This is a genomic window from Streptomyces lydicamycinicus (assembly GCF_000829715.2).
GTDB lineage: Bacteria > Actinomycetota > Actinomycetes > Streptomycetales > Streptomycetaceae > Streptomyces > Streptomyces lydicamycinicus.
The window spans coordinates 19,107-42,642 of sequence record NZ_BBNO01000011.1 but is presented as its reverse complement, the minus strand read 5'-3'; the positions used below and the strand labels follow the sequence as shown (position 1 = coordinate 42,642).

Genomic DNA, 23,536 nt, shown 5'->3' with positions numbered 1-23,536 from the left:
GGTTCGCCATGACGGACCCACAGGCCCCTATGAACCCACAGGCCCCTACGGACCCACAGGCCCCCGCGGACCGGCCGGACACCCGTCCCGGCCCGGACGATCCGTACCTGATCATCTCCTCCGACTGCCACGCCGGGCTCCCCACCGAGGAGTACCGCCCCTACCTGGAGGCCCGCTTCCACCGCGCCTTCGACACGTTCCTCGGCGAACGGGACGCCCGGCGCGCGGCGGCCACCCGCCTGGGAATCCGCAACGAGGCCTTCGCCACCCGGTGGTTCCAGGACCATGAGGAGGGCCTGCGCGGCGGCTGGGACCCCGCACAGCGCCTGAAGGAGCTCGACGGCGACGGGGTGGCGGCGGAAGTCGTCTTCCCGGACGCGGATGCCGTCGACAGCGGCACCGCGGCCCCCTTCGGTGTCGGCCTCGGCCTCTCCGGCGACCAGGACCCGGACCTCGGCATGGCGGGTGCCCAGGCACACAACCGCTGGCTCGCCGACTTCGTCTCCGGGCACCCCGAACGGCACTGCGGAGTGGCCCTGTTGCCGGTCACCGCCGACACCGGCCGGGTCGTGGCCGAGATACACCGCGCCAAGGAGTCCGGGCTCGGTGCCCTGATGATCCCGTCCATGTGGGTCGACAAGGAGCCGTACCACGACCGTCGTTACGACCCGGTGTGGGCGGCGGCCGCCGAGTGCGCAATGCCGGTGCTGACCCACTCGGGGGCCGCACCCCGCCACGAGTACGGCGACCACCTCGGGATCTATGTCTCCGAGGTGACCTGGTGGCCCGCGCGCCCCCTGTGGTTCCTGCTCTGGTCCGGGGTCTTCGAACGCCACCCCGGCCTGCGCTTCGGCATCGCCGAGTCCGGCTGCTGGTGGCTCCCCAACCTGCTGTGGTTCATGGACCGCCTCTACCTGGGCGCGCACGGCGGCAAGAAGCTCTCCCCGTTCGCCGCCCTCAAGCGTCCGCCGCACGAGTACCTGGACCGGCAGGTCTTCGTCTGTGCCACCAACACCAAACGCCGGGAACTCGCCCAGCGTTACGAGATCGGCGTCGGCAACATCCTCTGGGGCAGCGACTTCCCGCACCCCGAAGGCACCTGGCCGGACACCCGCGGCTGGCTGACGAAGACCTTCCACGACATTCCGGTCGCCGAGACCCGCCGCATGCTCGGTCTGTCCGCCGCCGAGGCGTTCGGCTTCGACACCGCGCGGCTGGCCCCGCTGGCCCGCCGTATCGGCCCCACCCCGGCGGAACTCGGCCAGAGCGCCGACCAGCCGGCGGTCGAGGCATCCTGGGCCCGCTCCCGCGAGGTGGGCCGCCACTGGCTGACCGACCACGACTTCCCGGTACTGGGGGCGCAGCAATGACCGACGACCGCTACACCGTGATCTCCGCCGACTGCCACGCCGGCGCCGACCTCCTCGACTACCGGCCCTACTTGGAGTCCCGGTACCACGAGGCCTTCGACGCCTGGGCGGCGTCCTACGTCAACCCGCACGAGGATCTGCTCGCCGACACCGCCGACCGCAACTGGAACTCCGCCCGCCGCCTGGCCGAACTCGAAGCCGACGGCATCGTCGCCGAGGTCGTCTTCCCGAACACCATCCCGCCGTTCTTCCCGAGCGCCGCCCTCATGGCCCCCGCGCCCAGCGGCACGGAGTTCGAACAGCGCTGGGCGGGCCTGCGCGCCCACAACCGCTGGCTCGCCGACTTCTGCGCCGAGGCCCCCGGCCGCCGGGCCGGCGTCGCCCAGATCCTCCTCAACGATGTCGACGCGGCCGTACGGGAAGTCCGCCGCGCCAGGGAAGCCGGCCTGACCGGCGGCATCATGCTCCCCGGCACCCCGCCCGGCTCCGGCCTCCCCGAACTCCACTCCACGTACTACGACCCCCTCTGGGCGGTCTGCGCGGAACTGGACGTGCCCGTGAACCACCACGGCGGATCGGCCTCCCCGCCGCTCGGCGACGAACCCGCCGCCCGCGCCGTCTTCATGGTCGAGACGACCTGGTTCTCCCACCGGGCCCTGTGGCACCTGATCTTCGGCGGCGTCTTCCACCGCCATCCCGGTCTCCGCCTGGTCCTCACCGAACAGGGCTCCGGCTGGATCCCCGGCGTCCTGGACATGCTGGACTACTACCACGGGCGGCTGGTCGCGGCCGCGTCCCGGACTGCCACCGCCGAAGCCAAGTTCGGCGTCGGGCTGGCCGAGGCCATGGGCGACTCCCCGGCCGGAATCTGGCGCGACCACTGCTTCGTCGGCGCCAGCTTCATGCGCCCGCACGAGGTCCCGCTGCGCCACCGCATCGGCCTCGACAAGATCATGTGGGGCAGCGACTACCCCCACGACGAAGGCACCCACCCCTACTCCCGCGAGGCCCTCCGCCTCGCCTACGCGGACGTCCCGCCCGACGAGACCGCAGCCATGCTCGGCACCAACGCCGCCCGCGTCTACGGCTTCGACCTCGCCCGCCTCGCCCCCCTCGCCGCCCGCGTCGGCCCCAGGGTCACCGACATCGCCGAGCCCCTGGAGAAGATCCCCCCGGACGCCACCAGCCCGGCGTTCGCCCGGGGCGGGTCGGTCCGGGTGTGGTGAGGGGGGCGGGGCTCTGCGCCCTCCCGGCGACGCGCGTATATATGTGATACCTTTGCGTATATACGTGAGGGAGTGGTCATGACCAAGATGCTCATCGACATCGACGACGAGGCCCTTGCCGCGGCCCAAGAGGCATTCGGCACCAGCACCAAGAAGGACACCGTCAACACGGCACTGATCGAAGCCGCTGCTCGTATACGGCGGGCTCAGGCTCTCGCGGAGTCGCGCCGCCTCGCGCAAGACGGCGCCATCGACCTCGACCTGCTCATGGACAAGCGCAACTACCGCCCCAGGCCGGGACAGTGATCGCGGCCAGGTTCCTCGCCGACACCTCGGCTGCCGCGCGCTTCCTGACCAAAGGGGCCGAGCGCTACGGCTGGAGCGAGCAGCTCCAGTCCGGAGTGGTGGGCCTGTGTGACCTGACCGAACTGGAGCTGGGCTTCAGTGCTCGGTCGCTCGCCGACCGTGACGCTCTGATGGCCGCACTGTCCGGCTACTACGTGTGGTGCCCTGTCCCCGACGGGGCCCATCGGAGGGCCCGGGAGGTCCAGCGGCTGCTCACTGAGCGCGGTGGGCACCGCAGCGCCGGACCGTTGGATCTCGTCGTCGCCGCGACGGCCGAGCTCCTGGGGCTGACGTTGGTGCATTGCGATCACGACTTCGAGGTCATCGCCGCCGTCAGCGGTCAGTCGACCCACCTGATCAGTCCCTGAAGTGTCCCCAGCTGACGGCACGTCTTACATACTTCTCAGTAACAACCCCTAGCGGCACGCCCGTCAACGCCTTTATCGTGCGGGACATGCCGCACCTGCCCGATGTCGTGTTGTGGTCCGTACCGGCCTTCGTCCTGCTCACCGTGGTGGAGATGGTGAGCTACCGCCTGCATCCCGACGAGGACGCGGAGGGCTACGAGGCGAAGGACGCCGCCACCAGCGTCGGCATGGGGCTCGGGAGCCTCGTGTTCGACGCGCTGTGGAAGATACCGATCGTGGCGATCTACGCCACGATCTACGAACTCACCCCGCTGCGGGTGCCCGTGCTGTGGTGGACGCTGCTCCTGATGCTGCTCGCACAGGACTTCTTCTACTACTGGTCGCACCGCGGCCACCACGTCATCCGCGTCCTGTGGGCCTGCCACGTGGTGCACCACTCCAGCAAGAAGTTCAACCTCACCACCGCGCTGCGGCAGCCCTGGACGACCTGGACCGTCTGGCCGTTCTACGTCCCGATGGTCGCCCTCGGCGTCCACCCGGCCGTGATCGCCTTCACCTCCGGGGTCAACCTCGTCTACCAGTTCTGGGTGCACACCGAGCGGATCGACAAGCTGCCCCGGCCCTTCGAGTTCGTGCTCAACACCCCGTCGCACCACCGCGTCCACCACGCCTCGCAGGGCGGCTACCTCGACCGCAACTTCGGCGGAATCCTGATCATCTGGGACCGGATGTTCGGCTCGTTCGTCGCCGAGACCGAGCGGCCGGTCTACGGGCTCACCAAGAACATCGAGACCTTCAACCCGCTGCGGGTGGCCACCCATGAGTACGCCGCCATCGCGCGGGACATACGGGCCGCGGACAGCTGGCGCGAGCGGGCCGGCCGGGTGTTCCGCGGGCCGGGCTGGCAGCCGGCCGCGCGGGCCGTCGCGGCGGAGACCCCGAAGGACGGCCCGTCCGGAAACCGGGCGCCCGCCTCCGTAGAGGAGCCGGCCGCGTGACGGCACGGTGGCCGCGGGCCGTATCACCGCTGCTGTGGGCGTTCGTCGTGCTGAGTGTCGTGCACGTGGGGGCACTGCTGGCGGGCGTCCTGCCCGTCGTGCAGCTCACCAAGCCCGTGCTGATGCCGGTGCTCGCCGGCTATGCGCTGGCGCGCGGCGGCCCCCCGCTGCTCGCCGGTGCGCTCCTCTTCGGCTGTGGCGGCGACACCTTCCTCCAGATCGGCGGGGATATCGCCTTCCTGGTGGGGATGGGCTCGTTCGCCGCGGGACACGTCTGCTATCTGCTGCTGTTCGCCCGGTACGGGACGGCTCCCGCGGGCGGCCGACGGGGACCGGCCGTGGCGGCCGGCGCAGCGTACGCCGTGCTGCTGGCCGGCACGGTGCTGCTCCTGTGGCCGGACCTCCCGGCGGAGCTGCGGATCCCGGTCGCCGGGTACAGCCTGCTGCTCACCGCGATGGCGTTCGGCGCGCTCCGGGCGGGCCCGTGGGCCGCGGCCGGAGGGCTGCTGTTCCTGCTCTCCGACACCTTGATCGCCAGCGGTATCGCGCACTGGCCGCAGCTCCCCGCCCCACAGTTCTGGATCATGCTCACCTATGTCGCGGCCCAGTGGGCGCTGGCCGACGGGGTGCTGCGGTCCGCCACCACGGCTCCGCGGCCCACCCCACGGCAGGCGCGGGAGCTGCGGGCGGCGGGCGCACCGTAAGTCGCCGAGGGCCTTCCGGTGGGCCGGTGCGCCGCCGTGAGCCCGCGACTTGAGTCTCCCTCCGGGGGAGACCCGACAGTGGACGGCATGAACGAGGACGGCACGGGTCTGCTCACCATCGGCGAACTGGCAAGGCTGACCGGTGTCCCGGTCAAGACCATCCGAGGTTGGTCGGACCGGGACCTGCTGCCGCCCGCCGCCCGCACCCCCGCGGGCTACCGGCTCTACGGCCCGGACGCCCCGGCCCGCCTGGAGATCGTGCGCAGCCTGCGCGAGCTGGGCATCGGGCTGGCGGCCATCCGGTCCGTACTGCACCGCACGTGCACGGTCGCCGAGACGGCGGCGCAGTGGGCGGACGCGCTGGACGCGCAGATCCGCACCCTGCGGCTCCGGTCCGCGGTGCTGCGCTCGGTGGCCGCGCGGGGCAGCGCAGCAGAGGAGCTGCCGTACATGACCGAACTGGCCCGTCTGTCGGCCCGGGAACGCCGCCTGATCATCACGGACTTCGTTGAGGACGCCCTCGACGGGGTGGACGCCCCCGCCTACCGCAGCGGTCTGCTGGCCGCCACCCCCGATCTGCCCGACGACCCCACCCCCGAGCAGATCGGCGCCTGGCTCGAACTGGCAGCCCTGGTCCGCGAACCGGAACTACGGACGGCATTGCGCCGGCTGGCCGAGTACAGCGCGCGTACGGCGGGGGCGGCGGGGGAGCCGGACGCTCCGGGCGAGCCGCCCGCCCCGGGGGCTCCGGACGCCACGAGCGAGCCGCCCGCACCGAGAGAAACCCGCACCTCCACCCGGCCGCCGGACCCGTCCGCGCAGGAGCAAGCAGTCATCCGCGTCGCCGAGTTGATGCGGGTACGCGGTGAGGCGGCCGTCGCGGCCGGTATCGCACCGGACTCCCCGGCCGCCGAGCCCGTCCTCGCCGAACTGGTCGCCGCCTGGCTCCCCACCCAGACCGGCACCGCCGACCCGCCCACGGAGGACGGTCCGGCGGCCCGCGCCCGGCTGCTGGAGCAGCTGGAGACCGCCGCCGAGCCGGTGGTCGAGCGCTACTGGCAGCTGCTGTGCACGGTCACCGGCCGGCCCGCACCACCCCGCTGGGACACCGCCGGTACCTGGACCACGGCCGCACTGCGCGCCCACCCCCGCCCGTACGAGCTGGACCGCTCCGCGTTCGACGGCACCGACCCGGAGCAGGTGCTGCGCGCCTACGAAGCGGTGACCCGGGACGTCGCCGCCCTGGTCGCCGCCGTACGGCCCACGGACCTCGCGCTGCCGACACCGTGCGCGGGCTGGACCGTACGGCAGCTGCTCGACCACATGGTGTGGGAGAACCTGATGGCCACCTCGATCGCGGAGGGCGCCCCGCGCACCGACCACACCGCCGACCACCTCGGCGACGACCACCGCACCGCCTTCGCGGACTCGGTACGCGCCGCCCGCACCGCCTTCACCGGCAGCGGGATGCTGCACCGCACCTACGGCCCCTATGAGGCGCCCGGCGCGATGATCGTCCAACAGGTCGTGGTCGAACTCCTCGCACACGGCTGGGACTTGGCACGGGCGACCGGCGCGCCGACCGGACTGGCGCCGGAGGCCGCCGAGGAGACCCTGGCCGCGGCCCGCCGGATCTACGGCGCGGCGCCGCGCACCGCGGGCAGCTCGCTCGCCCCGGAGCGCCCCGCTCCGCCCGGTGCGGGCGCCACGGACCGGCTGGCGGCCTTCCTCGGCCGAGACCCGGCCTGACCGGCCCGCTCGCCCGCTCCCGGAAGGCGGAAGAGGGCCGGGTGATGATCACCCGGCCCTCTCCTCAACTGCCGTCACCGGAACATGGGTTACTTCTTCACCGCGTCCAGCGCATCGACGATGCCGTAGCCGAAGTGGCTGTTGACATGCTTGGTGCCGGTGCAGGTCGTCTCACCCGTGGGGCAGCCGGGGTTGTCCGCCTGCTCCTTGAGGAGCCACTGGATCTCCTGCGGGCTCGCCTTCGGGTGGGCGCTCTTGACCAGCGCCGCGACACCCGCGACATGCGGGCTCGCCATGGACGTGCCGGCCAGGTAGGCCCAGTCGCCGCCCGGCATGGTGGAGAGGATGTTGCCGTTCTTGGCGGGCAGCTCGGGCACCTGCTTCGTGTCACCGCCCGGCGCGGCCACATCGATCTGGTTGAGGCCGTAGTTCGAGTAGTACGACTTGAGCTTCTGGACCCCGCTCGCCGCGACCGTCACCGTGCCCGGCAGCTGGGTGGGCACGTCCCAGCAGGTCTTCGGGGTGACCTTGCGCTCGACGGGGGTGGTGTCGTTCGGGCTGGAGGTGTCGGTGAGCTGGGCGGCCCCCAGGTCCATGGCGGAGTTGCCCGCCGCCGCGACATTGATCGCGCCCTTGCGCTGGGCGTAGCTCGCCGCACGGCCGACCGCGTCGATGATGGCGGCCTGGTCGGCGTCGTTCTTGCAGTTGAACATCCACGGGTCGACGTAGTAGCTGTTGTTGGTGACCTCGACGCCGTGGTCGGCCGCGAAGACGAAGGCGCAGACGACGCTCTCGGCGTAGAAGAGGCTCGTCTCCGGCTCGCTGACCTTGACGGCGGAGATCTTCACGCCCGGGGCGACCCCCGAGACACCGACGCCGTTACGGGCCGCGGCGATCGTGCCCGCGACATGGGTGCCGTGGTAGTCCTCGTCCGGGTTCCAGGGGCGCCAGGAGCCCTTGGAGGTGTCGGCCACCCCGCCCACGCAGTTGGCGGACTGCTTCGCGGAGAAGTTGGCCTTCAGATCGGGGTGGGTGTCGTCCACACCGGTGTCGATGACGGCGACGGTGACGTTCTTGCTGCCCGGGTTCACCTTCGCGGCCTTGTCGGCCTTGATGGCGGGCAGGTCCCACTGCAGCGGTTCCAGCGGCTCCTCGCCCTTGGCCTTCGCCGCCTGGCCGGCCGCCTTGAGCTGGGACTTCGGCAGGTCGATCTTCTGCGGCTTGCCGACGTCGGTGGTGCCCTGCGCCTTGAGCGGCGCGGTACGGGTCGCGCCCGCCGACTGCACGCCCGGCACCGTCCGCACGGTGGCGGCGAACTGCGGGTCGGCCGAGTGGACGACGATCACGCCTATCTGCTCATGGGCGACGATCACCTTCCCGCCGGCCTGGGCTATCGCCTTCTTGACCTTGCCGACCGTGGCGTGGCCGGGCGCGGTGTTCACGACGTACGAGAGCAGCGGGCCGTCGGCCGAGGCCGCTGCGGCCGGGGCGGAGTCCTGGGGCGCGGCGGTGGCCGCGTTCGGCAGGAAACCGAGCGACGCCGTCAGAGCCAGTCCGAGCGGTACGGCCAGCGCCCGCATGCGTCTTGAGCCGGGATGTGCCATGGATACTCCACATCATCCGTGAGACCGCCCGGGCGCGGATTTGCGCACGGGCGGGTGCAATGAGCGTGAAGTTATCGGCGATCACTCGCGGACAGCAATGGAAATGGGAAAAAAGCAGGGCGAAAACCTGCCGAGAGGCCGGAATTGACAGTACGTCAGCCGTGATGCCGCAACGCCGTGATGCTCAGCGGGGGCAGTGCGATCCGCGGGCCGTACCAGCGGCGGGCGGCCGCGGCGGTCCCCGGCCGGGGTTGCGGCGGGGGGACGGTGAGCGGCGCCGGCAGCCGGACACTGCCGTACGGGCGCCGACGGGGAGCGGGTGGCTGTGGGGCCTGCTGGGGCGGCGGATTCACACCGGGCTCAACGAAGCGCCCCGCGCGTGGTGGCGGTCGGCGCGGGCATTCCACCGGTTTCTTCTGGGATTCAACCAACGACCCCCCTGTCGGATCGTGAGCCACGCCTCTACGATGCGTGATCCAGTTCACTTATATGAGCCTTATGACCGGGCGGGGTGCTCCTGCGCAACTCCCGGACCGGTCCCTGGGAACCCGCCCCCTCGCGTCAGGAGATCCCGTGAGCGCCGCACCGACCCTCGACCCGGGGACGCATGAGCCGCCCGACTACCTCCAGGTGCAGTCGAGCGCGGAATTCGATGAACTCCGCCGCGCACACCGCTCGTTCGCCTTCCCGCTCACCGTCGCCTTCGTGCTCTGGTACCTCGCCTACGTGCTGCTGTCGAGCTACGCCGGCGGCTTCATGGCCACCAAGGTCGCCGGCCACCTCAACGTCGCCTTCGTCCTCGGCATCGCCCAGTTCGTGACGACCTTCCTCATCGCCTGGTGGTACTCCCGGCACGCCGCCGCCAAACTCGACCCGAAGGCCGAGGCCATCAAGTCCCGCCTGGAGGGCGTCACCCTCCGCAAGGAGGGCGACGCATGAACCTCACCCAACAGCCGCTCGCGCTCCAGCTCCCGGCCGGCGGCGCGGGCGAGCACCGCGCGCTGATCATCACCCTCTTCGCGGTCTTCGTCGCCGCCACCCTCGGCATCACGGTCTGGGCGGGACGGCAGACCAAGGGCGCGGAGGACTTCTACGCCGGCGGCCGGCAGTTCAGCGGATTCCAGAACGGACTGGCCATCTCCGGCGACTACATGTCCGCCGCGTCCTTCCTCGGCATCGCCGGCGCCATCGCCCTCTTCGGCTACGACGGCTTCCTCTACTCCATCGGCTTCCTCGTCGCCTGGCTCGTCGCACTGCTCCTGGTCGCCGAACCACTGCGCAACTCCGGCCGGTTCACCATGGGCGACGTCCTCGCCTACCGGATGCGCCAGCGCCCGGTCCGTACGGCCGCCGGCACCTCCACCATCATCGTCTCGATCTTCTACCTGCTCGCCCAGATGGCCGGCGCGGGCGCCCTGGTCACCCTGCTCCTGGGCATCACCAGCGAGGCGGGCAAGATCCTCGTCGTCGTCCTCGTCGGCATCGTGATGATCCTCTACGTCACCATCGGCGGCATGAAGGGCACCACCTGGGTGCAGATGGTCAAGGCCGTGCTGCTGATCGCCGGCACCCTGCTGATCACCTTCCTGGTGGCGCTCAAGTTCCACTTCAACCTCTCCCACCTGCTCGGCGCCGCCGCCGAGAACAGCGGCAAGGGCGCCGCCTTCCTGGAGCCCGGCCTCAAGTACGGCGTCACCGCCACCTCGAAGATCGACTTCATTTCGCTGGGCCTGGCCCTCGTCCTGGGCACCGCGGGCCTGCCGCACATCCTCATCCGCTTCTACACGGTCCCCACCGCCAAGGCCGCCCGTAAGTCCGTGAACTGGGCGATCGGCATCATCGGCGTCTTCTACCTGATGACCATCGCGCTGGGCTTCGGCGCCGCGGCCCTCATCAAGCCGGAGACGATCACCGCCTCCAACAAGGCGGGCAACACCGCGGCCCCGCTCCTCGCCGAGGCGATCGGCGGCGGCGCCGGCTCCACCGGCGGCGCCATCCTGCTCGCGGTCATCTCGGCCGTCGCCTTCGCCACCATCCTCGCGGTGGTCGCCGGCCTCACCCTCGCCTCGTCCTCGTCCTTCGCGCACGACCTGTACGTCAACGTCCTCCGCAAGGGCAAGGCCACCGAGAAGGAGGAGGTCGGCGCGGCGCGCTGGGCCACCGTCGGCATCGGCGCGGTCGCCATCGTGCTGGGGGTCTTCGCCCGCGGGCTGAACGTCGCCGGCCTGGTGGCGCTCGCCTTCGCGGTCGCCGCCTCCGCCAACCTCCCGACGCTCCTCTACAGCCTGTTCTGGAAGCGCTTCACCACCCAGGGCGCGCTGTGGTCCATCTACGGAGGTCTCGCCTCCTCCGTCTTCCTGGTGCTCTTCTCCCCGGTCGTCTCCGGCAAGGAGACCTCGATGTTCCCCGGCGCGGACTTCGGCTTCTTCCCGCTGGAGAACCCGGGGCTGATCTCCATCCCGCTGGGCTTCCTGCTCGGCTGGCTGGGTTCGCTGCTGTCGAAGGAGGAGCCGGACGCCCGGAAGTACGCCGAGCTGGAGGTCCGCTCGCTGACCGGTACCGGCGCGCACTGACGCGGCCCGGCTGAGGCATCCGCACAGGGGCGGGCGGGGGTGGTGTCGTAGGGATCTACGACACCACCCCCGCCCACCTCGTGCTTCTCATCTCTGCTCACTGTCACACCCATCGCGTAGGCTCGAAGACGTACTGATCCACCGAAGGAGAGGTACCGAGCCGTCACTCTTGGGGAGGGGGCCCAGTGCTCATCGACACTTTCGGCCGCGTGGCCACCGACCTGCGCGTTTCGCTCACCGACCGGTGCAATCTGCGGTGCACTTACTGCATGCCGGAGGAGGGCCTCCAGTGGCTGGCCAAGCCCGATCTGCTCACCGACGACGAGATCGTCCGGCTGATCACCATCGCGGTGCGCGACCTGGGCATCGACGAGGTCCGCTTCACCGGCGGTGAACCGCTGCTCCGCCCCGGTCTGACCGGCATCGTCGAGCGCGTCGCGGCCCTCGACCCGCGCCCCCAGATGTCCCTGACCACCAACGGCATCGGCCTCCAGCGCACCGCCGCCGCCCTCCGCGACGCCGGCCTGGACCGCGTCAATGTCTCCCTCGACACCCTCCGACCGGAGGTCTTCCAGGCCATGACCCGCCGCAAGCGGCACGAGGACGTCCTCCGCGGTCTGGAGGCGGCCCGGGACGCCGGTCTGACGCCGGTCAAGGTCAACACCGTCCTGATGCCGGGCCTCAATGACGACGAGGCCCCCGACCTGCTGGCCTGGGCGATCGCCCACGACTACGAACTCCGCTTCATCGAGCAGATGCCGCTGGACGCCCAGCACGGCTGGAAGCGCGACGGCATGATCACCGCGGGCGACATCCTCACCTCGCTGCGTACACGCTTCACGCTCACCCCCGAGGGCCAGGAGGAGCGTGGCTCCGCGCCCGCCGAGCGCTGGATCGTCGACGGCGGCCCGCACCGCGTCGGAGTGATCGCTTCGGTCACCCGCCCGTTCTGCCGGGCCTGCGACCGTACGCGGTTGACCGCCGACGGCCAGGTCCGTACGTGCCTGTTCGCCACCGAGGAGACGGACCTGCGCACCGCCCTGCGCTCCGACGCCCCCGATGAAGAGATCGCACGGATATGGCAGACCGCGATGTGGGGCAAGAAGGCAGGCTCCGGTCTCGACGACCCGTCGTTCCTCCAGCCGGAGCGCCCGATGTCCGCGATCGGCGGCTGAGCCGGTCCGGCCTCAGCGACCGGCGGCCGAGGCCTCCCACTCCGCGAGCGTCACGACATCCTTGAGAAAGCCGCGCACCCCGAGGAACTGCGACAGATGCTCCCGGTGCTCCTCGCACGCCAGCCAGGTCTTGCGCCGGTCCGGAGTGTGCAGCTTCGGGTTGTTCCAGGCCAGCACCCATATGGCGGGGGCGCGGCAGCCCTTCGCGGAGCAGATGACGGCGCTGTCGGCGGAGTCCTGGGGATTCGGGGAGTTCACGGCCTCAACCCTACGTCCTGGGCCCATGGCGGCCCGGCGATCCCGCCCTCAGGCCCTGCGAACATGACGACGCCGGGCAGCCACGGGGGGAGCCGCCCGGCGTCGGTCTGTCGCTCCGACGGGGGATGCGGAGCGCGTACGCAGTATGTCACGGGGGATGGTGCCGAGTGCACCGGAACTCCATGATTGATCTGAGCTTTTCTTGAGCTTTGCAGACCGCGAGATGATCAGCTGGGGTCATGTCGCGGTGCGGAAGCGTCCGCCGCCGGACGCTCCGGAACGGACTCCGAGGGGGTGTCGGAGGCACCCGGCGTCAGCATCGTCCTGGTCGGGCCCGCGACGAACGTCTTCGGGAGCGAAGGGGCGTTCTCCCGGCCCGCGTTGGCGATCACGACCGCGATATAGGGGAGCGCCAGGCCCAGTACCAACGTCGCGATGGCCACCGGCCGCTCGATGTTCCACAGCACGACGGTCAGCACCACGGCCACCGTCCGCACCGCCATCGAGATCACATACCGGCGCTGCCGCCCGCGGACATCCTCGGACAACCCCTGCCGGGCCCCCGTGATCCGGAAGGTCTGGCCGCTGCTCTGCTTCCGCATCACGCTCCACCACCTGGTCAGTCATGCCGGATTCTCCCCGGTATCCGGTCGGTTTCCACGGTACGCCGCGACTGCGCCGCCTTCGAGACCGGGTCGTGCCACGCTTCGCCCGGGTCGGCCGGGCCACCGTGCGTAGCACTGGCTCCGGCGTGCGCCGTAGTCGATGCGGGGCGACACTGACGGAGCGACTGTCATCTGCACCGCGCCGCAAGAGGAGTCGACATGACGTGGTTGTGGGCCATCATCGTGGGCCTGGTGCTGGGCCTGATCGCGAAGGCCATCATCCCGGGCAAGCAGCAGATCCCGCTCTGGCTGACCGTGATCTTCGGCATGCTGGGCAGCGTGCTCGGCAACTGGGCGGCCACCGGCCTAGGGGTCAATGAGACCGGTGGCATCGACTGGATCCGGCATCTGCTACAGCTGGCCGGCGCGGTCCTCGTCGTCGGCATCGGCGACCGCCTCTGGGTCTCCATGCGGGGCCGCAAGAAACACGCGACCTAGGGCGGTCGGGGATCAAGGCTGATCCGAACGGCACCGACCAGCCGGCTCACGCCACGGGCGGCCGACGCGCACTCCGCGCGCCGGCCGCCCGTACGTCTGCCGTCTCAGCGCCCTTCGAGCTGGGCCAGCTTCCGGCCGGCCTTCAGGTACGCGACGCCGGGGGAGTCCGCCAGCTTCTCGGCCAGCACCTCGCCCAGCGGCCGGGCCGCGTCAGCCTCCGCCAGCACCACGGCCTGCTGGCCGCCCTCGCCCTCCACGACCAGCCGCAGCGCGTTCTGCTTGGCCAGCCGACGCGCCGCCGAGGCGCTCGGGGTGAACTCCAGCACCGTCGTCAGCACCGCCGCCACCGTCTCCGCGCCGTGCGCCGCGACATCCACGGACGGCAGCGACTCCACATCGGAGAACGACTTCTTGGAGAACTGCGCCACGAAACCGGCCCGCGCCGCCATCGCCGCGTCGAGCCCGTACAGCGCGGTCACGACCTCGCCCGCGAGCACCTTCTTGAGGTCCATCGGGTGCATCGAGCGGTCCGCGACCCGGCCCAGGACGAGCGCGATCTCCTCGTCGGTCCACTCCGTCCACGCCTTCAGGTACGGCTCCATCAGCCGGTCCGGCACCGACATGATCTTGCCGAAGACATCGTCGGCCGGCGCGCTCAGCCCGACGTAATTGCCCTTGGACTTGGACATCTTGGCGCCGGTGCCGTCCGTGCCCTCGATCAGCGGCATGGTCACCACCAGCTGCGGCCGCTGCCCGCGCAGCTCCATCAGCTTGCGGCCCATCTGAAGATTCAGCAGCTGGTCGGAGCCGCCCAGCTCCACATCGCACTCCAGCGCCACCGAGTCCAGGCCCTGCGCGATGGGGTACAGCAGCTCCGTCATGGTCAGACCGGACCCGGCCGCCAGCCGGTTGCGGAAGTCCTCGCGCTGGAGCAGCTGCGAGGCCGGCACCTGCGCGAGCAGCGCGAGCAGCTCCGGGAAGGTGTACGGCGCCAGCCACTCGCTGTTCTGCCGGAAGCTGACCTTCTCGAAGTCGAAGAAGGGACGGACCTGTTCGCGGTACGTGGCGAGGTTCTGCGCGATGTCCTCGTCGGTCAGCGGCGGGCGCTCGGCCGTACGGCCCGACGGGTCGCCGATCTTGGCGGTGAAGTCACCGATGATCAGCGTGACGTCATGGCCCAGCCGCTGGAACCGGCTCAGGATGATCAGCGGGACCGCATGCCCGAGGTGCACATCGGTCGCCGTCGGGTCGATGCCCAGCTTGATGTGCAGACCCCGGCCGGCCGCCCGGCGCTCCTCGATCCGCTCGGCCAGCTTCTCCACGCCCGGCAGGACCTCGACCGTACGGGCCGCGATCAGCTCGGCCTGCTCCTTGGCGGGCAGGTCCGTCAGATCCAGATAGCGCCGCGCGCCCGTCTCCTTGAGCAGCTCCTGGACCGTGGCGTCCGAGGAGAGGTCGGCGGAGAGCAGAGTGCTGGCGCGGGCGACGGATTCGCCGAGGCGTGTCATGGCGTTCCTGATCGATCGTGGTTCCCCGAGGGGAGGACAAGCGGACAGTCTATTCGCCCCGTACGACACTCCCGCGCCGTCCGCCCGCCCGGCCCGCCGTGACGGGCCGGGCGCACACCTGCCTCACACCCCGCGGCTGACCGAGCTCATGTTGAAGTCCGGGACCCGCAGCGCCGGCATCGCCGCCCGGGTGAAGTAGTCCCCCCACTCGCGCGGCAGGGTCCGCTCCGTACGGCCCGCCTCCACCGCCCGGGACAGCAGATCCACCGGCGACTCGTTGAACCGGAAGTTGTTGACCTCGCCGACCACCTCGCCGTTCTCGACCAGATAGACCCCGTCCCGGGTCAGCCCGGTCAGCAGCAGCGTCGCCGGGTCCACCTCGCGGATGTACCACAGGCAGGTCAGCAGCAGCGCGGGACCGTCATGGCCGGCGGCCGCCACCATCTCGTCCAGCGAGCGCGAACCGCCGCCCTCCAGAAGGAGGTTGTCGATGCCCGGCGCCACCGGAAGGCCGGTCAGCCCGGCACTGTGCCGGGTGGTCGGCAGCCGGTGGAGCACCCCGTCGCGGATCCAGTCGGTGGCCGTCAGCGGCAGCCCGTTGTCGAAGACCGAGGCATCGTCGCCGGAGGAGTGCGCCAGGACGAACGGTGCGCACTCCAGACCCGGTGCCCCCGGGTCGCTGCGCAGCGTCAGCGGCAGCTCGCTGAGCCGCTCACCCAGCCGGGTGCCCGCCCCCGGCCGCGCCTCCCCGTCGCCGTCGGCCGGCCGGGAGAAGACCGTGCGGCCCTCGGCGGCGTCCCGGGCCCCCGACGACCACATCTGGTAGATCAGCAGGTCGGCGACGGCGGTCGGCGGCAGCAGCGTCTCGTACCGGCCGGCCGGCAGCTCGATGCGCCGCCCGGCCCAGCCCAGCCGCCGGCTCAGCTCGCCGTCCAGCTCCCGCGGGTCGACATCGGTGAAGTCGCGGGTCGCCCGGCCGGTCCAGGCCGAGCGGGTGCGGTCCGGTGACTTGGCGTTCAGCTCCAGCGTCCCGGTGGGCTGGTCGTGCCGCAGCCGCAGCCCGGTCGAGGTGCCCAGATACGACGAGACGACCTCGTGGTGGGCGAAGCCGTACAGCTCCCGGCCGCCGGAGCGGGCCTGCCGGAAGGACTCGCCGAGCGCCGGCGCGAACGCCGCGAACACCTCCGAGGAGGTCTCTGCGGGTGCCTCGGTGAAGTCGGCGGACGCCTTCTCGCCAGCGACCAGCGGCTGCGCGTCCTCGGCGGGCCCGGACTCCCGGGCGGCCGCCTCGGCGGCCCGGACCAGCGGCTCCAGGTCGTCCGCGGTCACCGCCGAGCGCGAGACGACACCGGAAGCGGCGCCCTGCCCGCCGTCCACGGTCGCCACCACCGTCAGGGTGCGCCCCCGGGTGACGCCATTGGTCGTGAGCGCATTACCCGCCCACCGCAGATTGGCACTGGAGTGCTCATCGGCGATGACCACACAGCCGTCGGCCCGGGAGAGCTCCAGCGCCCGCTCGACGATCTCGTGCGGCGTATTCGTCCGCGACCTGCGCGTGCTCATCGACCGGCCTCCTGCGTCGTGTTCAGACTGTGCCTGCCCGGGGGACGGCCCCCGGACCCCCGGCCGGTTCCGTGGTGGCGGCTCACCGACCGGCCTCCTGCGTCGTATTCAGAATGTTCACGCCTTCGAAGAGCGCTGACGGGCAGCCGTGCGAGACGGCGGCGACCTGGCCCGGCTGGGCCTTGCCGCAGTTGAAGGCGCCGCCCAGGACATAGGTCCGGGGGCCGCCGACCGCGGTCATCGAGCCCCAGAAGTCGGTGGTGGTCGCCTGATAGGCGACGTCCCGCAGCTGCCCGCACAAACGGCCGTTCCGGATCGCATAGGCCCTCTGCTGGGTGAACTGGAAGTTGTACCGCTGCATGTCGATGGACCACGAGCGGTCGCCGACGACATAGATGCCGCGGTCCACCCCGGAGATCAGCTCCTCCGTGGACGGTCCGTCCGCCGCCGGTTGCAGCGAGACATTCGCCATCCGCTGGACCGGCACATGGCCGGGGGAGTCCGCGTACGCGCAGCCGTTGGAGCGGGGGAATCCCGTCAACCCGGCGATCCTGCGGTCGAGTTGGTAGCCGACCAGGGTTCCGTCCTTGATCAGGTCCCAGGACTGGGCGGCCACCCCCTCGTCGTCGTAGCCGATCGTGGCGAGCCCGTGCTCGGCGGTCCGGTCGCCCGTCACATTCATCAGCGCGGAGCCGTACGCCAGCTTCCCGAGCTGGTCGAAGGTGGCGAACGAGGTCCCCGCGTACGCCGCCTCGTAGCCCAGCGCCCGGTCCAGCTCGGTGGCGTGGCCGATCGACTCGTGGATCGTCAGCCAGAGGTTGGACGGATCCACCACCAGGTCGTACGTACCGGCCTCGACGGTCGGTGCCTGCATCTTCTCGGCGAGGTGCTCCGGGATACGGGCCAGCTCACCGTCCCAGTCGTAGTGGCCGCCGGTCAGATACTCCCAGCCGCGCCCCACCGGCGGGGCCAGGGTGCGCATCGAGTCGAAGTCGCCGCTCGCAGGGTCCACCGCGACCGCGGTGAGCTGCGGATGCAGCCGTACCCGCTGCTGGGTGGTGCTGGTGCCCGCGGTGTCCGCGTAGAACTTGTTCTCCTGGACGGTCAGCAGCGAGGCGTCCGCATGGGCCACCCCCTCGGCGGCCAGCAGCCGCGCGCTCCACTCCGCCAGCAGCCCGGTCTTGTCGTGGTCCGGGACGTCGAAGGGGTTGATCTCGTACGAGGAGACCCAGGTGCGGTCCGGATGCGCGGGTTCCGGCGCCAGCTCGACCCTCTCGTCGGAGCCGGCGGCCCGGATCACCTTCGCCGACAGCTTCGCCATCGCCACCGCCTGCGCGGCCACCCGCGCCGCCGCGTCCATCGTCAGGTCCACCCCGGACGCGAACCCCCAGGCCCCGCCGTGCACCACCCGCACCGCGTACCCCAGGTCGGTGGTGTCCGAGGTCCCGGACGTACGGGCGTCCCGCAGTCGCCAGGACGCGCTGCGGATCCGCTCCAGGCGGAAGTCCGCGTGGTCGGCGCCCAGCGCGCGGGCGCGGGCCAGCGCGGCATCGGCCAGCGCGTGCCGCGGCAGCGCCAGGAATGTCTCGTCAACGGCATGGGGTGCAGGCAAGGATTCCTCCCGTGGTCGGCGCCTGCATCATGCCCTGTGGCGGGCCCGCGGCCCAGAGCGCACCGGCCTGCCGCGCCGTGCCGTCGGCCGGGGTGGCGTGGGTGCCGGGGCCGGCGCGACACGGCCGGCGGGGGCCGTCGCGGTGCGGGATTCCGCCGTGGTTCTGTGGAGACCCGACAGGGACCGGCGCACGCGCCTGTCCGTGCTCGATTCCCCGGAAGTGCCCCGTGACCGATAGTTTCGTATCGAAACGCTGGACGGACAGGAAACGGAAAGGGTGATCTCTTGAGCCGCTCGGTTCTGGTCACCGGAGGTAACCGCGGCATCGGCCTCGCCATTGCCCGTGCCTTCGCCGAGGCAGGCGACAAGGTCGCCATCACCTACCGCTCGGGCGAGCCCCCCGCGGGATTTTTGGCCGTGAAGTGCGACATCACGGACAACGAGCAGGTCGAGCAGGCGTACAAGGAGATCGAGGAGAAGCAGGGTCCGGTCGAGGTGCTGGTGGCCAACGCCGGCGTCACCCGTGACCAGCTGCTGATGCGGATGTCCGAGGAGGACTTCACCTCGGTCCTGGAGACCAACCTCACCGGCACGTTCCGGGTGGTCAAGCGCGCCAACCGCGCGATGCTGCGGGCCCGCAAGGGCCGGGTCGTGCTGATCTCGTCCGTGGTGGGCCTGATGGGCGCGCCGGGCCAGGCGAACTACGCCGCCTCCAAGGCCGGCCTGGTGGGCTTCGCCCGCTCGCTCGCCCGGGAGCTGGGCAGCCGCAACATCACCGTCAACGTCGTCGCCCCCGGCTTCGTCGACACCGACATGACCCGGGTGCTCACCGATGAGCAGCGGGAGGGCATCGTCAAGCAGGTACCGCTCGCGCGGTATGCGCAGCCCGAGGAGATCGCCGCCTCGGTCCGCTTCCTGGCCTCCGACGAGGCCGCGTACATCACCGGAGCCGTCATTCCTGTCGACGGCGGATTGGGCATGGGTCACTGATCAGCATGAGTGGAATCCTCGCAGGCAAGCGCATCCTCGTCACGGGTGTCCTGACCGAGTCGTCGATCGCGTTCCAGGCGGCCAAGGTCGCCCAGAACGAGGGCGCCGAGGTCATCCTCACCGGTTTCGGCCGGCTCTCCCTCGTGGAGCGGATCGCCAAGCGGCTGCCCAAGCCCGCCCCGGTCATCGAGCTGGACGTCACCAACCAGGAGCACCTGGACGGCCTGGCCGACAAGATCCGCGAGCACCAGGGTGAGGGCGCCCGCCTCGACGGCATCGTGCACTCCATCGCTTTCGGCCCGCAGGGCGCCTTCAACTTCCTGGAGGCCGAGTGGTCCGACGTGGGCACCGCGGTCCAGGTCTCGGCGTACTCCTACAAGTCGCTGACGATGGCCTGCCTGCCGCTCATGGAGCACGGCGGCGCGGTCGTCGGCCTCACTTTCGACGCGCAGATCGCCTGGCCGAAGTACGACTGGATGGGCGTGGCCAAGGCGGCGCTGGAGAGCACCAACCGCTACCTGGCGCGTGACCTGGGCCCCAAGGGCGTCCGCTGCAACCTGGTCTCGGCCGGCCCGATCAAGTCGATGGCCGCCAAGTCCATCCCCGGCTTCGAGGAGCTGGCGGACGTGTGGAACCACCGCGCCCCGATCGGCTGGGACCTGGCCGACCCGGAGCCGGCCGGCCGTGGTGTCGTCGGCATGCTGTCCGACTTCTTCCCGCGGACGACGGGCGAGATCGTGCACGTCGACGGCGGTGTGCACATGATGGGCGCCTGACGCCCCGCACTTCCTCCGTACTGCCCGTCCCGGTGTGCCGGGGCGGGCAGTACGCATGTGCGCCGCGGGAATGCCACCTGCGCCCGCCCGCCATGGGAACACCGCCCCGGCCCGCCCGCTGCGGGAATACCGCCCCGGCCCGCCCCGTTGTGGCCCCGCAGGGGGCGTCGGCGTCCCCTACGGGAACTGTTCGACCCTCCTCAGGGCCCCGGTACGTTCAGGCCCCCGGTACGGTCAGCCGGCAGCCGAAGGGGTGCGCGCTCGCCTCGGCGGCGGCACGGTCGGCGTCGCCCGCGCGGATCGCCTCCACCAGCCGGGCATGGTCCATGTGCGCCTCGGGCCGCAGCTCCTCGCCCACGTCGGCCCGCAGGAACTCCCGCAGTACGCCCCCGAGGTCGGCGTAGATCTCGGCCAGCACCTCGTTGTGGGAGGCCGAGACGATCGCCATGTGCAGATTCGCGTCCGCCTCCACGAAGGCCTCCGCCGCACCGGATTCCCAGGCCCGCTCGCGCCGCTCCAGCAGGGCGTCGATCTGCCGCAGGTCCTGTGCGGTACGGCGCTCCGCGGCGAGCCGGGCGGCCGATGCCTCCAGGGCGCTGCGCAGCTCGGCGACGTGACCGGGCTCGGCCGCCGCGAACCGGCGGTTCATCACGCCGGCCAGCTCACTGGTGGCGACCACATAGGTGCCCGAACCCTGGCGGATGTCCAGCAGCCCGTTGTGGGCCAGCGCCCGGACGGCCTCACGGACGGTGTTGCGGGCCACCCCGAGCTGCTCGACGAGTTCCGGTTCGGTCGGGATACGGGATCCCATCGGCCACTCGCCGGACGTGATCTGGGCGCGCAGCTGCGCGATCACCTGGTCCGCCAGCGCGGACCGGCGGGGCGAGGTCAGAGGCATGGCTGCGCTCCGGGAGGAAGGGGCGGACGGACGGCGGCGGTGCGGCGCCCGCCGGATCCTGTCGGCTCCCGGCGCCGCCCGGGACAGCCGAGGCTATCGGCATCGGTTGGACAGGGATTCATCCCATGATTCTATGATGGGCCTATGGCAGACGACGACCTCGCGACCCTCGGCCCCACCGCCGGGCCCCGTACGACCTCCACCGACCAGCCGGCCGACGGCCCGGAACGCCCGCAGCCGGGCCCCGAAGCATCCCCCGCGGCCGGACGGGCCGGCCGCTGGCTGCCGCGCCTGGTGATCGCCGGTCTCGTCCTCGCCGCGCTCAACCTCCGCCCGGCCATCACCAGCCTCGGCGCCCTCCTGGAGGAGGTCCGGGACGGCCTCGGCATGAGCGGCACCGTCGCCGGGCTGCTGACCTCCGTCCCCGCCCTGTGCTTCGCCGCCTTCGGTATCGCCGCGCCCCGGCTGGCCAGGCGCTGGGGGCCCGGCGCGGTCGTCTGCACCGGCATGGCCGCGATCACCGTGGGCGTCGCGGTGCGCCCGTACGTGGGCGGCACCGGCGGCTTCCTCGCCGCCAGCGGGCTCGCGCTGGCCGGTATCGCGGTCAGCAATGTCCTGATGCCGGTCGTCATCAAGAGCTGGTTCCCGAGCCGGGTCGGCCCGATGACCGGGCTCTACTCCATGGCGCTGGCCCTGGGCACCTCGCTCGCCGCGGCGCTCACCGTCCCCATGACCGGTGCGCTGGGCGGCAGTTGGCGGACCGGCCTGGCGGTGTGGGCGGCGCTCGCCGCGGTCGCCGTGCTGCCCTGGCTCGTGGTGGTGCGGCAGCGCCGGGCCGCCGCCGGACCGGCTGGTTCCACCGCGGCCCGGCCCGCGGAGACCCCGGTGCGGATCACCGCGTCACCGACCGCCTGGGCGCTGGCCGTCTTCTTCGGTCTCCAGGCCACCGCCGCGTACATCACCATGGGCTGGATGCCGCAGATCTTCCGTGACGCCGGGGTCTCGGCCGGTACCGCGGGGGTGCTGCTCGCCGTCACCATGGCGATGGGCGTGCCGCTCTCCTTCGTCCTGCCCCGGCTCGCGAGCCGGATGCGGCACCAGGGTCCGCTCGCGGTGCTGCTCGGCCTCTGCGGCCTGGCGGGCTACGCCGGGCTGTGGCTGGCGCCGGCCGCCGGCGCCTGGGCCTGGGCGCTGCTGATGGGCATCTCCAACTGCGCCTTCCCGCTGGCCCTGACGATGATCGGGATGCGCTCGACCAGCTCCGCCGGTGTCGTCAAGCTCTCGGCCTTCGCCCAGAGCGTCGGCTATCTGATCTCCATCCCCGGACCGCTGCTGGTCGGCACGCTCTACCAGCACAGCGGCGGCTGGGGGCTGCCGATCGCCCTGATGGCCGGGCTCATGGTGCCGCAGATCGCGGTGGGTGTGCTGGCCGGCCGGGACCGGCGGATCGAGGACGAGGGGTGAGTGCGACACTGGGGCCATGCCAGTGCTCGAACCGAATCCGCAGGGCGGACAGAAGAAGCTGCTCCTCGTCCTGGGCGCCATGCTCGGCGTGACCGTCGTCGTCGCGATCATCGCGAGCGTCGTCGCGCCCTAGTGCCCGCGCCGGCCGGGGCCGGAACGAGGCCCGGCCAGGGCCCGGATCCCGCGGCCCGGGGTGGGGAAGGCCCCACCGTCCCCTAGGGGGCGGGCATCAGGGGCAAGTGGGTGGCTTCCCGGGTAGGAACGGCCGCCGGTGATCCGTAGCGTCGAAGTACACCGCGGAAAGCGGTGGGCGCGCCGCGGTCCGCGGTCGCGCCGCCCGTCGACGCACCTCGGAGGCGATCCGCATGTCCGCCGTGTTCCGCCGGTCATCCGCGCCCGGCGCGCCCCGCCTGCGGACGCGGCTGCCGTGGTGGGCGCTGGCCCTGCCGGTGGTCTCCTTCATAGCCCTGCTGGCGCTCGTCGTCGGCTCCCCCGAGGCGAGCGCCGCGAGCGCCCGGCAGGGCCTGGCTCCGCTGCTGCGAATCCTGGCCCAGCTGCTGCACGGTGCCGCATGGTGATCACGCGCGGCGCTGCGTAATGATCAGCCGTGCCCGCGTCCCACCCGGCGGAACGAGCGCTTCAACACCCCGCGCCCCGCGCCGCCTTTCATGCGAAGCTGGGACGCATGAGCGCCGATACACCCCGCCGGATTGTCCTCCTCCGACATGCCAAGGCCGAATGGTCGGACAGCAGCGACCATGAGCGTCCGCTCGCCGGCCGCGGCCGCAAGGATGCCCCGGTCGCCGGCCGCTGGCTGGCCGGAGCCGGGATCACCCCTGATCTGACCCTGTGCTCGACGTCAGTGCGGACCCGCGAGACATGGAAGCTCGCCGTCCATGAACTCCCGCAGCGCCCCAAGACCGTCTATGAGGAGCGGATCTACGAAGCCTCCCTCGGCGAGCTCATCGCCCTGCTGAACGAGACCTCCGACGAGGTGAACGACCTGATGCTGGTCGGCCACAACCCCGGTGTGCACGCCCTCGCGGACGCCCTTTCGGGCGAGGCCGAGGGCGATCTGCTGCCGCGGATGAACCGCAGCGGCTTCCCGACCGCCTCGGTGGCCGTGCTGACCTTCAACGGCTCCTGGAAGTCCGTCGAGCACGGCGTCGGACGGCTGGTCGCGTACTGGACGCCGCACGACTGATCCCGGCAGCTCCGCGGGCCCGGTGCGTGCGGGGAGCGGAGACGGATG

The 23,536-nt window shown here is 71.5% G+C and carries 24 protein-coding genes; 17 read left to right on the top strand and 7 right to left on the bottom strand.

Annotated elements, in window-relative coordinates; all coding sequences use genetic code 11:
- Window positions 1–8: 8 nt before the first annotated feature.
- From TU31_RS33060 to TU31_RS33030, 7 genes are all read left to right on the top strand, one after another.
- Complete coding sequence (locus TU31_RS33060; protein ID WP_245698953.1) at window positions 9–1,370, top strand: amidohydrolase family protein; 1,362 nt, start codon at window positions 9–11, stop codon at window positions 1,368–1,370.
- Window positions 1,367–2,596: an amidohydrolase family protein gene (locus TU31_RS33055; RefSeq protein WP_042161577.1), complete on the top strand. Its 1,230-nt coding sequence runs from the start codon at window positions 1,367–1,369 to the stop codon at window positions 2,594–2,596. The genes TU31_RS33060 and TU31_RS33055 overlap by 4 nt, the downstream gene beginning before the upstream one ends.
- A gap of 78 nt (window positions 2,597–2,674) precedes the next feature.
- Window positions 2,675–2,902, top strand: coding sequence for a type II toxin-antitoxin system VapB family antitoxin (locus TU31_RS33050; RefSeq protein ID WP_018091787.1), 228 nt, complete (start codon window positions 2,675–2,677; stop codon window positions 2,900–2,902).
- Entirely contained in the window at window positions 2,899–3,309 is a 411-nt protein-coding gene (locus TU31_RS33045) for a PIN domain nuclease (RefSeq protein ID WP_042161576.1), read from the top strand. The genes TU31_RS33050 and TU31_RS33045 overlap by 4 nt, the downstream gene beginning before the upstream one ends.
- A gap of 86 nt (window positions 3,310–3,395) precedes the next feature.
- Entirely contained in the window at window positions 3,396–4,307 is a 912-nt protein-coding gene (locus TU31_RS33040; protein ID WP_042161575.1) for a sterol desaturase family protein, read from the top strand.
- Window positions 4,304–5,011, top strand: coding sequence for a lysoplasmalogenase (locus TU31_RS33035; protein WP_042161574.1), 708 nt, complete (start codon window positions 4,304–4,306; stop codon window positions 5,009–5,011). The genes TU31_RS33040 and TU31_RS33035 overlap by 4 nt, the downstream gene beginning before the upstream one ends.
- A gap of 87 nt (window positions 5,012–5,098) precedes the next feature.
- Entirely contained in the window at window positions 5,099–6,760 is a 1,662-nt protein-coding gene (locus TU31_RS33030) for a TIGR03086 family metal-binding protein (RefSeq protein WP_042161814.1), read from the top strand.
- An 89-nt stretch (window positions 6,761–6,849) separates the two neighbouring features.
- On the opposite strand, the gene TU31_RS33025 is transcribed toward TU31_RS33030, so the two are convergent.
- Complete coding sequence (locus TU31_RS33025) at window positions 6,850–8,364, bottom strand: S8 family serine peptidase (protein WP_042161573.1); 1,515 nt, start codon at window positions 8,362–8,364, stop codon at window positions 6,850–6,852.
- A gap of 573 nt (window positions 8,365–8,937) precedes the next feature.
- Here TU31_RS33025 and TU31_RS33020 point away from each other — a divergent pair.
- The 3 genes from TU31_RS33020 (at window position 8,938) to moaA (ending at window position 12,112) form a co-directional block, all read left to right on the top strand.
- Entirely contained in the window at window positions 8,938–9,303 is a 366-nt protein-coding gene (locus tag TU31_RS33020) for a DUF485 domain-containing protein (RefSeq protein WP_042161572.1), read from the top strand.
- Window positions 9,300–10,937, top strand: a complete 1,638-nt coding sequence (locus tag TU31_RS33015; RefSeq protein WP_042161569.1) for a monocarboxylic acid transporter — start codon at window positions 9,300–9,302, stop codon at window positions 10,935–10,937. The genes TU31_RS33020 and TU31_RS33015 overlap by 4 nt, the downstream gene beginning before the upstream one ends.
- A 185-nt stretch (window positions 10,938–11,122) precedes the next feature.
- On the top strand, window positions 11,123–12,112 hold the full coding sequence (gene moaA / locus TU31_RS33010; protein WP_042161567.1) for a GTP 3',8-cyclase MoaA: 990 nt from the start codon (window positions 11,123–11,125) through the stop codon (window positions 12,110–12,112).
- A 12-nt stretch (window positions 12,113–12,124) separates the two neighbouring features.
- On the opposite strand, the gene TU31_RS33005 is transcribed toward moaA, so the two are convergent.
- Both TU31_RS33005 and TU31_RS33000 read right to left on the bottom strand, forming a co-directional pair.
- Complete coding sequence (locus TU31_RS33005) at window positions 12,125–12,397, bottom strand: hypothetical protein (RefSeq protein WP_370682783.1); 273 nt, start codon at window positions 12,395–12,397, stop codon at window positions 12,125–12,127.
- 200 nt (window positions 12,398–12,597) lie between these two features.
- Window positions 12,598–12,972, bottom strand: a complete 375-nt coding sequence (locus tag TU31_RS33000; RefSeq protein WP_042161563.1) for a DUF3099 domain-containing protein — start codon at window positions 12,970–12,972, stop codon at window positions 12,598–12,600.
- Between the two features lie 222 nt (window positions 12,973–13,194).
- Here TU31_RS33000 and TU31_RS32995 point away from each other — a divergent pair, with 222 nt between their 5' ends.
- Window positions 13,195–13,473, top strand: a complete 279-nt coding sequence (locus TU31_RS32995) for a GlsB/YeaQ/YmgE family stress response membrane protein (protein ID WP_042161561.1) — start codon at window positions 13,195–13,197, stop codon at window positions 13,471–13,473.
- 104 nt (window positions 13,474–13,577) lie between these two features.
- Here TU31_RS32995 and tyrS read toward each other — a convergent pair whose 3' ends face one another.
- From tyrS to TU31_RS32980, 3 genes are all read right to left on the bottom strand, one after another.
- Window positions 13,578–14,981 (bottom strand): tyrosine--tRNA ligase, encoded by a 1,404-nt coding sequence (gene tyrS, locus TU31_RS32990; protein WP_042161559.1) that lies wholly within the window; start codon window positions 14,979–14,981, stop codon window positions 13,578–13,580.
- A gap of 123 nt (window positions 14,982–15,104) precedes the next feature.
- On the bottom strand, window positions 15,105–16,544 hold the full coding sequence (locus TU31_RS32985) for a metallopeptidase TldD-related protein (protein ID WP_042161556.1): 1,440 nt from the start codon (window positions 16,542–16,544) through the stop codon (window positions 15,105–15,107).
- Between the two features lie 82 nt (window positions 16,545–16,626).
- Window positions 16,627–18,156, bottom strand: coding sequence for a TldD/PmbA family protein (locus TU31_RS32980; RefSeq protein WP_042161554.1), 1,530 nt, complete (start codon window positions 18,154–18,156; stop codon window positions 16,627–16,629).
- A gap of 285 nt (window positions 18,157–18,441) precedes the next feature.
- Here TU31_RS32980 and fabG point away from each other — a divergent pair, with 285 nt between their 5' ends.
- Both fabG and fabI read left to right on the top strand, forming a co-directional pair.
- Complete coding sequence (gene fabG / locus TU31_RS32975) at window positions 18,442–19,146, top strand: 3-oxoacyl-[acyl-carrier-protein] reductase (RefSeq protein ID WP_042161552.1); 705 nt, start codon at window positions 18,442–18,444, stop codon at window positions 19,144–19,146.
- Between the two features lie 5 nt (window positions 19,147–19,151).
- Complete coding sequence (gene fabI / locus TU31_RS32970) at window positions 19,152–19,922, top strand: enoyl-ACP reductase FabI (protein ID WP_042161549.1); 771 nt, start codon at window positions 19,152–19,154, stop codon at window positions 19,920–19,922.
- A gap of 217 nt (window positions 19,923–20,139) precedes the next feature.
- Here the strand turns inward: fabI and TU31_RS32965 are convergent, their stop codons facing one another.
- Window positions 20,140–20,820: a FadR/GntR family transcriptional regulator gene (locus TU31_RS32965; RefSeq protein ID WP_042161546.1), complete on the bottom strand. Its 681-nt coding sequence runs from the start codon at window positions 20,818–20,820 to the stop codon at window positions 20,140–20,142.
- Window positions 20,821–20,964: 144 nt separating this feature from the next.
- Here TU31_RS32965 and TU31_RS32960 point away from each other — a divergent pair, with 144 nt between their 5' ends.
- The 4 genes from TU31_RS32960 to TU31_RS32950 all read left to right on the top strand — a co-directional run bounded on the left by TU31_RS32960 (window position 20,965) and on the right by TU31_RS32950 (window position 23,488).
- Window positions 20,965–22,284 carry a CynX/NimT family MFS transporter gene (locus TU31_RS32960; protein ID WP_042161544.1) on the top strand — a complete coding sequence of 440 codons (1,320 nt, stop codon included), beginning with the start codon at window positions 20,965–20,967 and terminating at the stop codon, window positions 22,282–22,284.
- Between the two features lie 16 nt (window positions 22,285–22,300).
- Entirely contained in the window at window positions 22,301–22,417 is a 117-nt protein-coding gene (locus TU31_RS40365) for an SGM_5486 family transporter-associated protein (protein ID WP_251085181.1), read from the top strand.
- A gap of 232 nt (window positions 22,418–22,649) precedes the next feature.
- A complete protein-coding gene (locus tag TU31_RS32955) occupies window positions 22,650–22,862 on the top strand; it encodes a hypothetical protein (protein ID WP_042161542.1) in 213 nt (70 codons plus the stop codon).
- Between the two features lie 107 nt (window positions 22,863–22,969).
- Window positions 22,970–23,488 carry a SixA phosphatase family protein gene (locus TU31_RS32950; protein ID WP_042161540.1) on the top strand — a complete coding sequence of 173 codons (519 nt, stop codon included), beginning with the start codon at window positions 22,970–22,972 and terminating at the stop codon, window positions 23,486–23,488.
- Window positions 23,489–23,536 lie beyond the last annotated feature (48 nt).

What these genes read in the sequence shown, in the direction of transcription:
- TU31_RS33060 (WP_245698953.1), top strand. Translation starts at nt 9, where the DNA reads ATGACGGACCCACAGGCCCCTATGAACCCACAGGCCCCTACGGACCCA.
- TU31_RS33055 (WP_042161577.1), top strand. Translation starts at nt 1,367, where the DNA reads ATGACCGACGACCGCTACACCGTGATCTCCGCCGACTGCCACGCCGGC.
- TU31_RS33050 (WP_018091787.1), top strand. Translation starts at nt 2,675, where the DNA reads ATGACCAAGATGCTCATCGACATCGACGACGAGGCCCTTGCCGCGGCC.
- TU31_RS33040 (WP_042161575.1), top strand. Translation starts at nt 3,396, where the DNA reads ATGCCGCACCTGCCCGATGTCGTGTTGTGGTCCGTACCGGCCTTCGTC.
- TU31_RS33030 (WP_042161814.1), top strand. Translation starts at nt 5,099, where the DNA reads ATGAACGAGGACGGCACGGGTCTGCTCACCATCGGCGAACTGGCAAGG.
- TU31_RS33025 (WP_042161573.1), bottom strand. Translation starts at nt 8,364, where the DNA reads ATGGCACATCCCGGCTCAAGACGCATGCGGGCGCTGGCCGTACCGCTC.
- TU31_RS33015 (WP_042161569.1), top strand. Translation starts at nt 9,300, where the DNA reads ATGAACCTCACCCAACAGCCGCTCGCGCTCCAGCTCCCGGCCGGCGGC.
- TU31_RS33005 (WP_370682783.1), bottom strand. Translation starts at nt 12,397, where the DNA reads ATGGGCCCAGGACGTAGGGTTGAGGCCGTGAACTCCCCGAATCCCCAG.
- TU31_RS33000 (WP_042161563.1), bottom strand. Translation starts at nt 12,972, where the DNA reads ATGCGGAAGCAGAGCAGCGGCCAGACCTTCCGGATCACGGGGGCCCGG.
- TU31_RS32995 (WP_042161561.1), top strand. Translation starts at nt 13,195, where the DNA reads ATGACGTGGTTGTGGGCCATCATCGTGGGCCTGGTGCTGGGCCTGATC.
- tyrS (WP_042161559.1), bottom strand. Translation starts at nt 14,981, where the DNA reads ATGACACGCCTCGGCGAATCCGTCGCCCGCGCCAGCACTCTGCTCTCC.
- TU31_RS32985 (WP_042161556.1), bottom strand. Translation starts at nt 16,544, where the DNA reads ATGAGCACGCGCAGGTCGCGGACGAATACGCCGCACGAGATCGTCGAG.
- fabI (WP_042161549.1), top strand. Translation starts at nt 19,152, where the DNA reads ATGAGTGGAATCCTCGCAGGCAAGCGCATCCTCGTCACGGGTGTCCTG.
- TU31_RS32965 (WP_042161546.1), bottom strand. Translation starts at nt 20,820, where the DNA reads ATGCCTCTGACCTCGCCCCGCCGGTCCGCGCTGGCGGACCAGGTGATC.
- TU31_RS32960 (WP_042161544.1), top strand. Translation starts at nt 20,965, where the DNA reads ATGGCAGACGACGACCTCGCGACCCTCGGCCCCACCGCCGGGCCCCGT.
- TU31_RS40365 (WP_251085181.1), top strand. Translation starts at nt 22,301, where the DNA reads ATGCCAGTGCTCGAACCGAATCCGCAGGGCGGACAGAAGAAGCTGCTC.
- TU31_RS32955 (WP_042161542.1), top strand. Translation starts at nt 22,650, where the DNA reads ATGTCCGCCGTGTTCCGCCGGTCATCCGCGCCCGGCGCGCCCCGCCTG.
- TU31_RS32950 (WP_042161540.1), top strand. Translation starts at nt 22,970, where the DNA reads ATGAGCGCCGATACACCCCGCCGGATTGTCCTCCTCCGACATGCCAAG.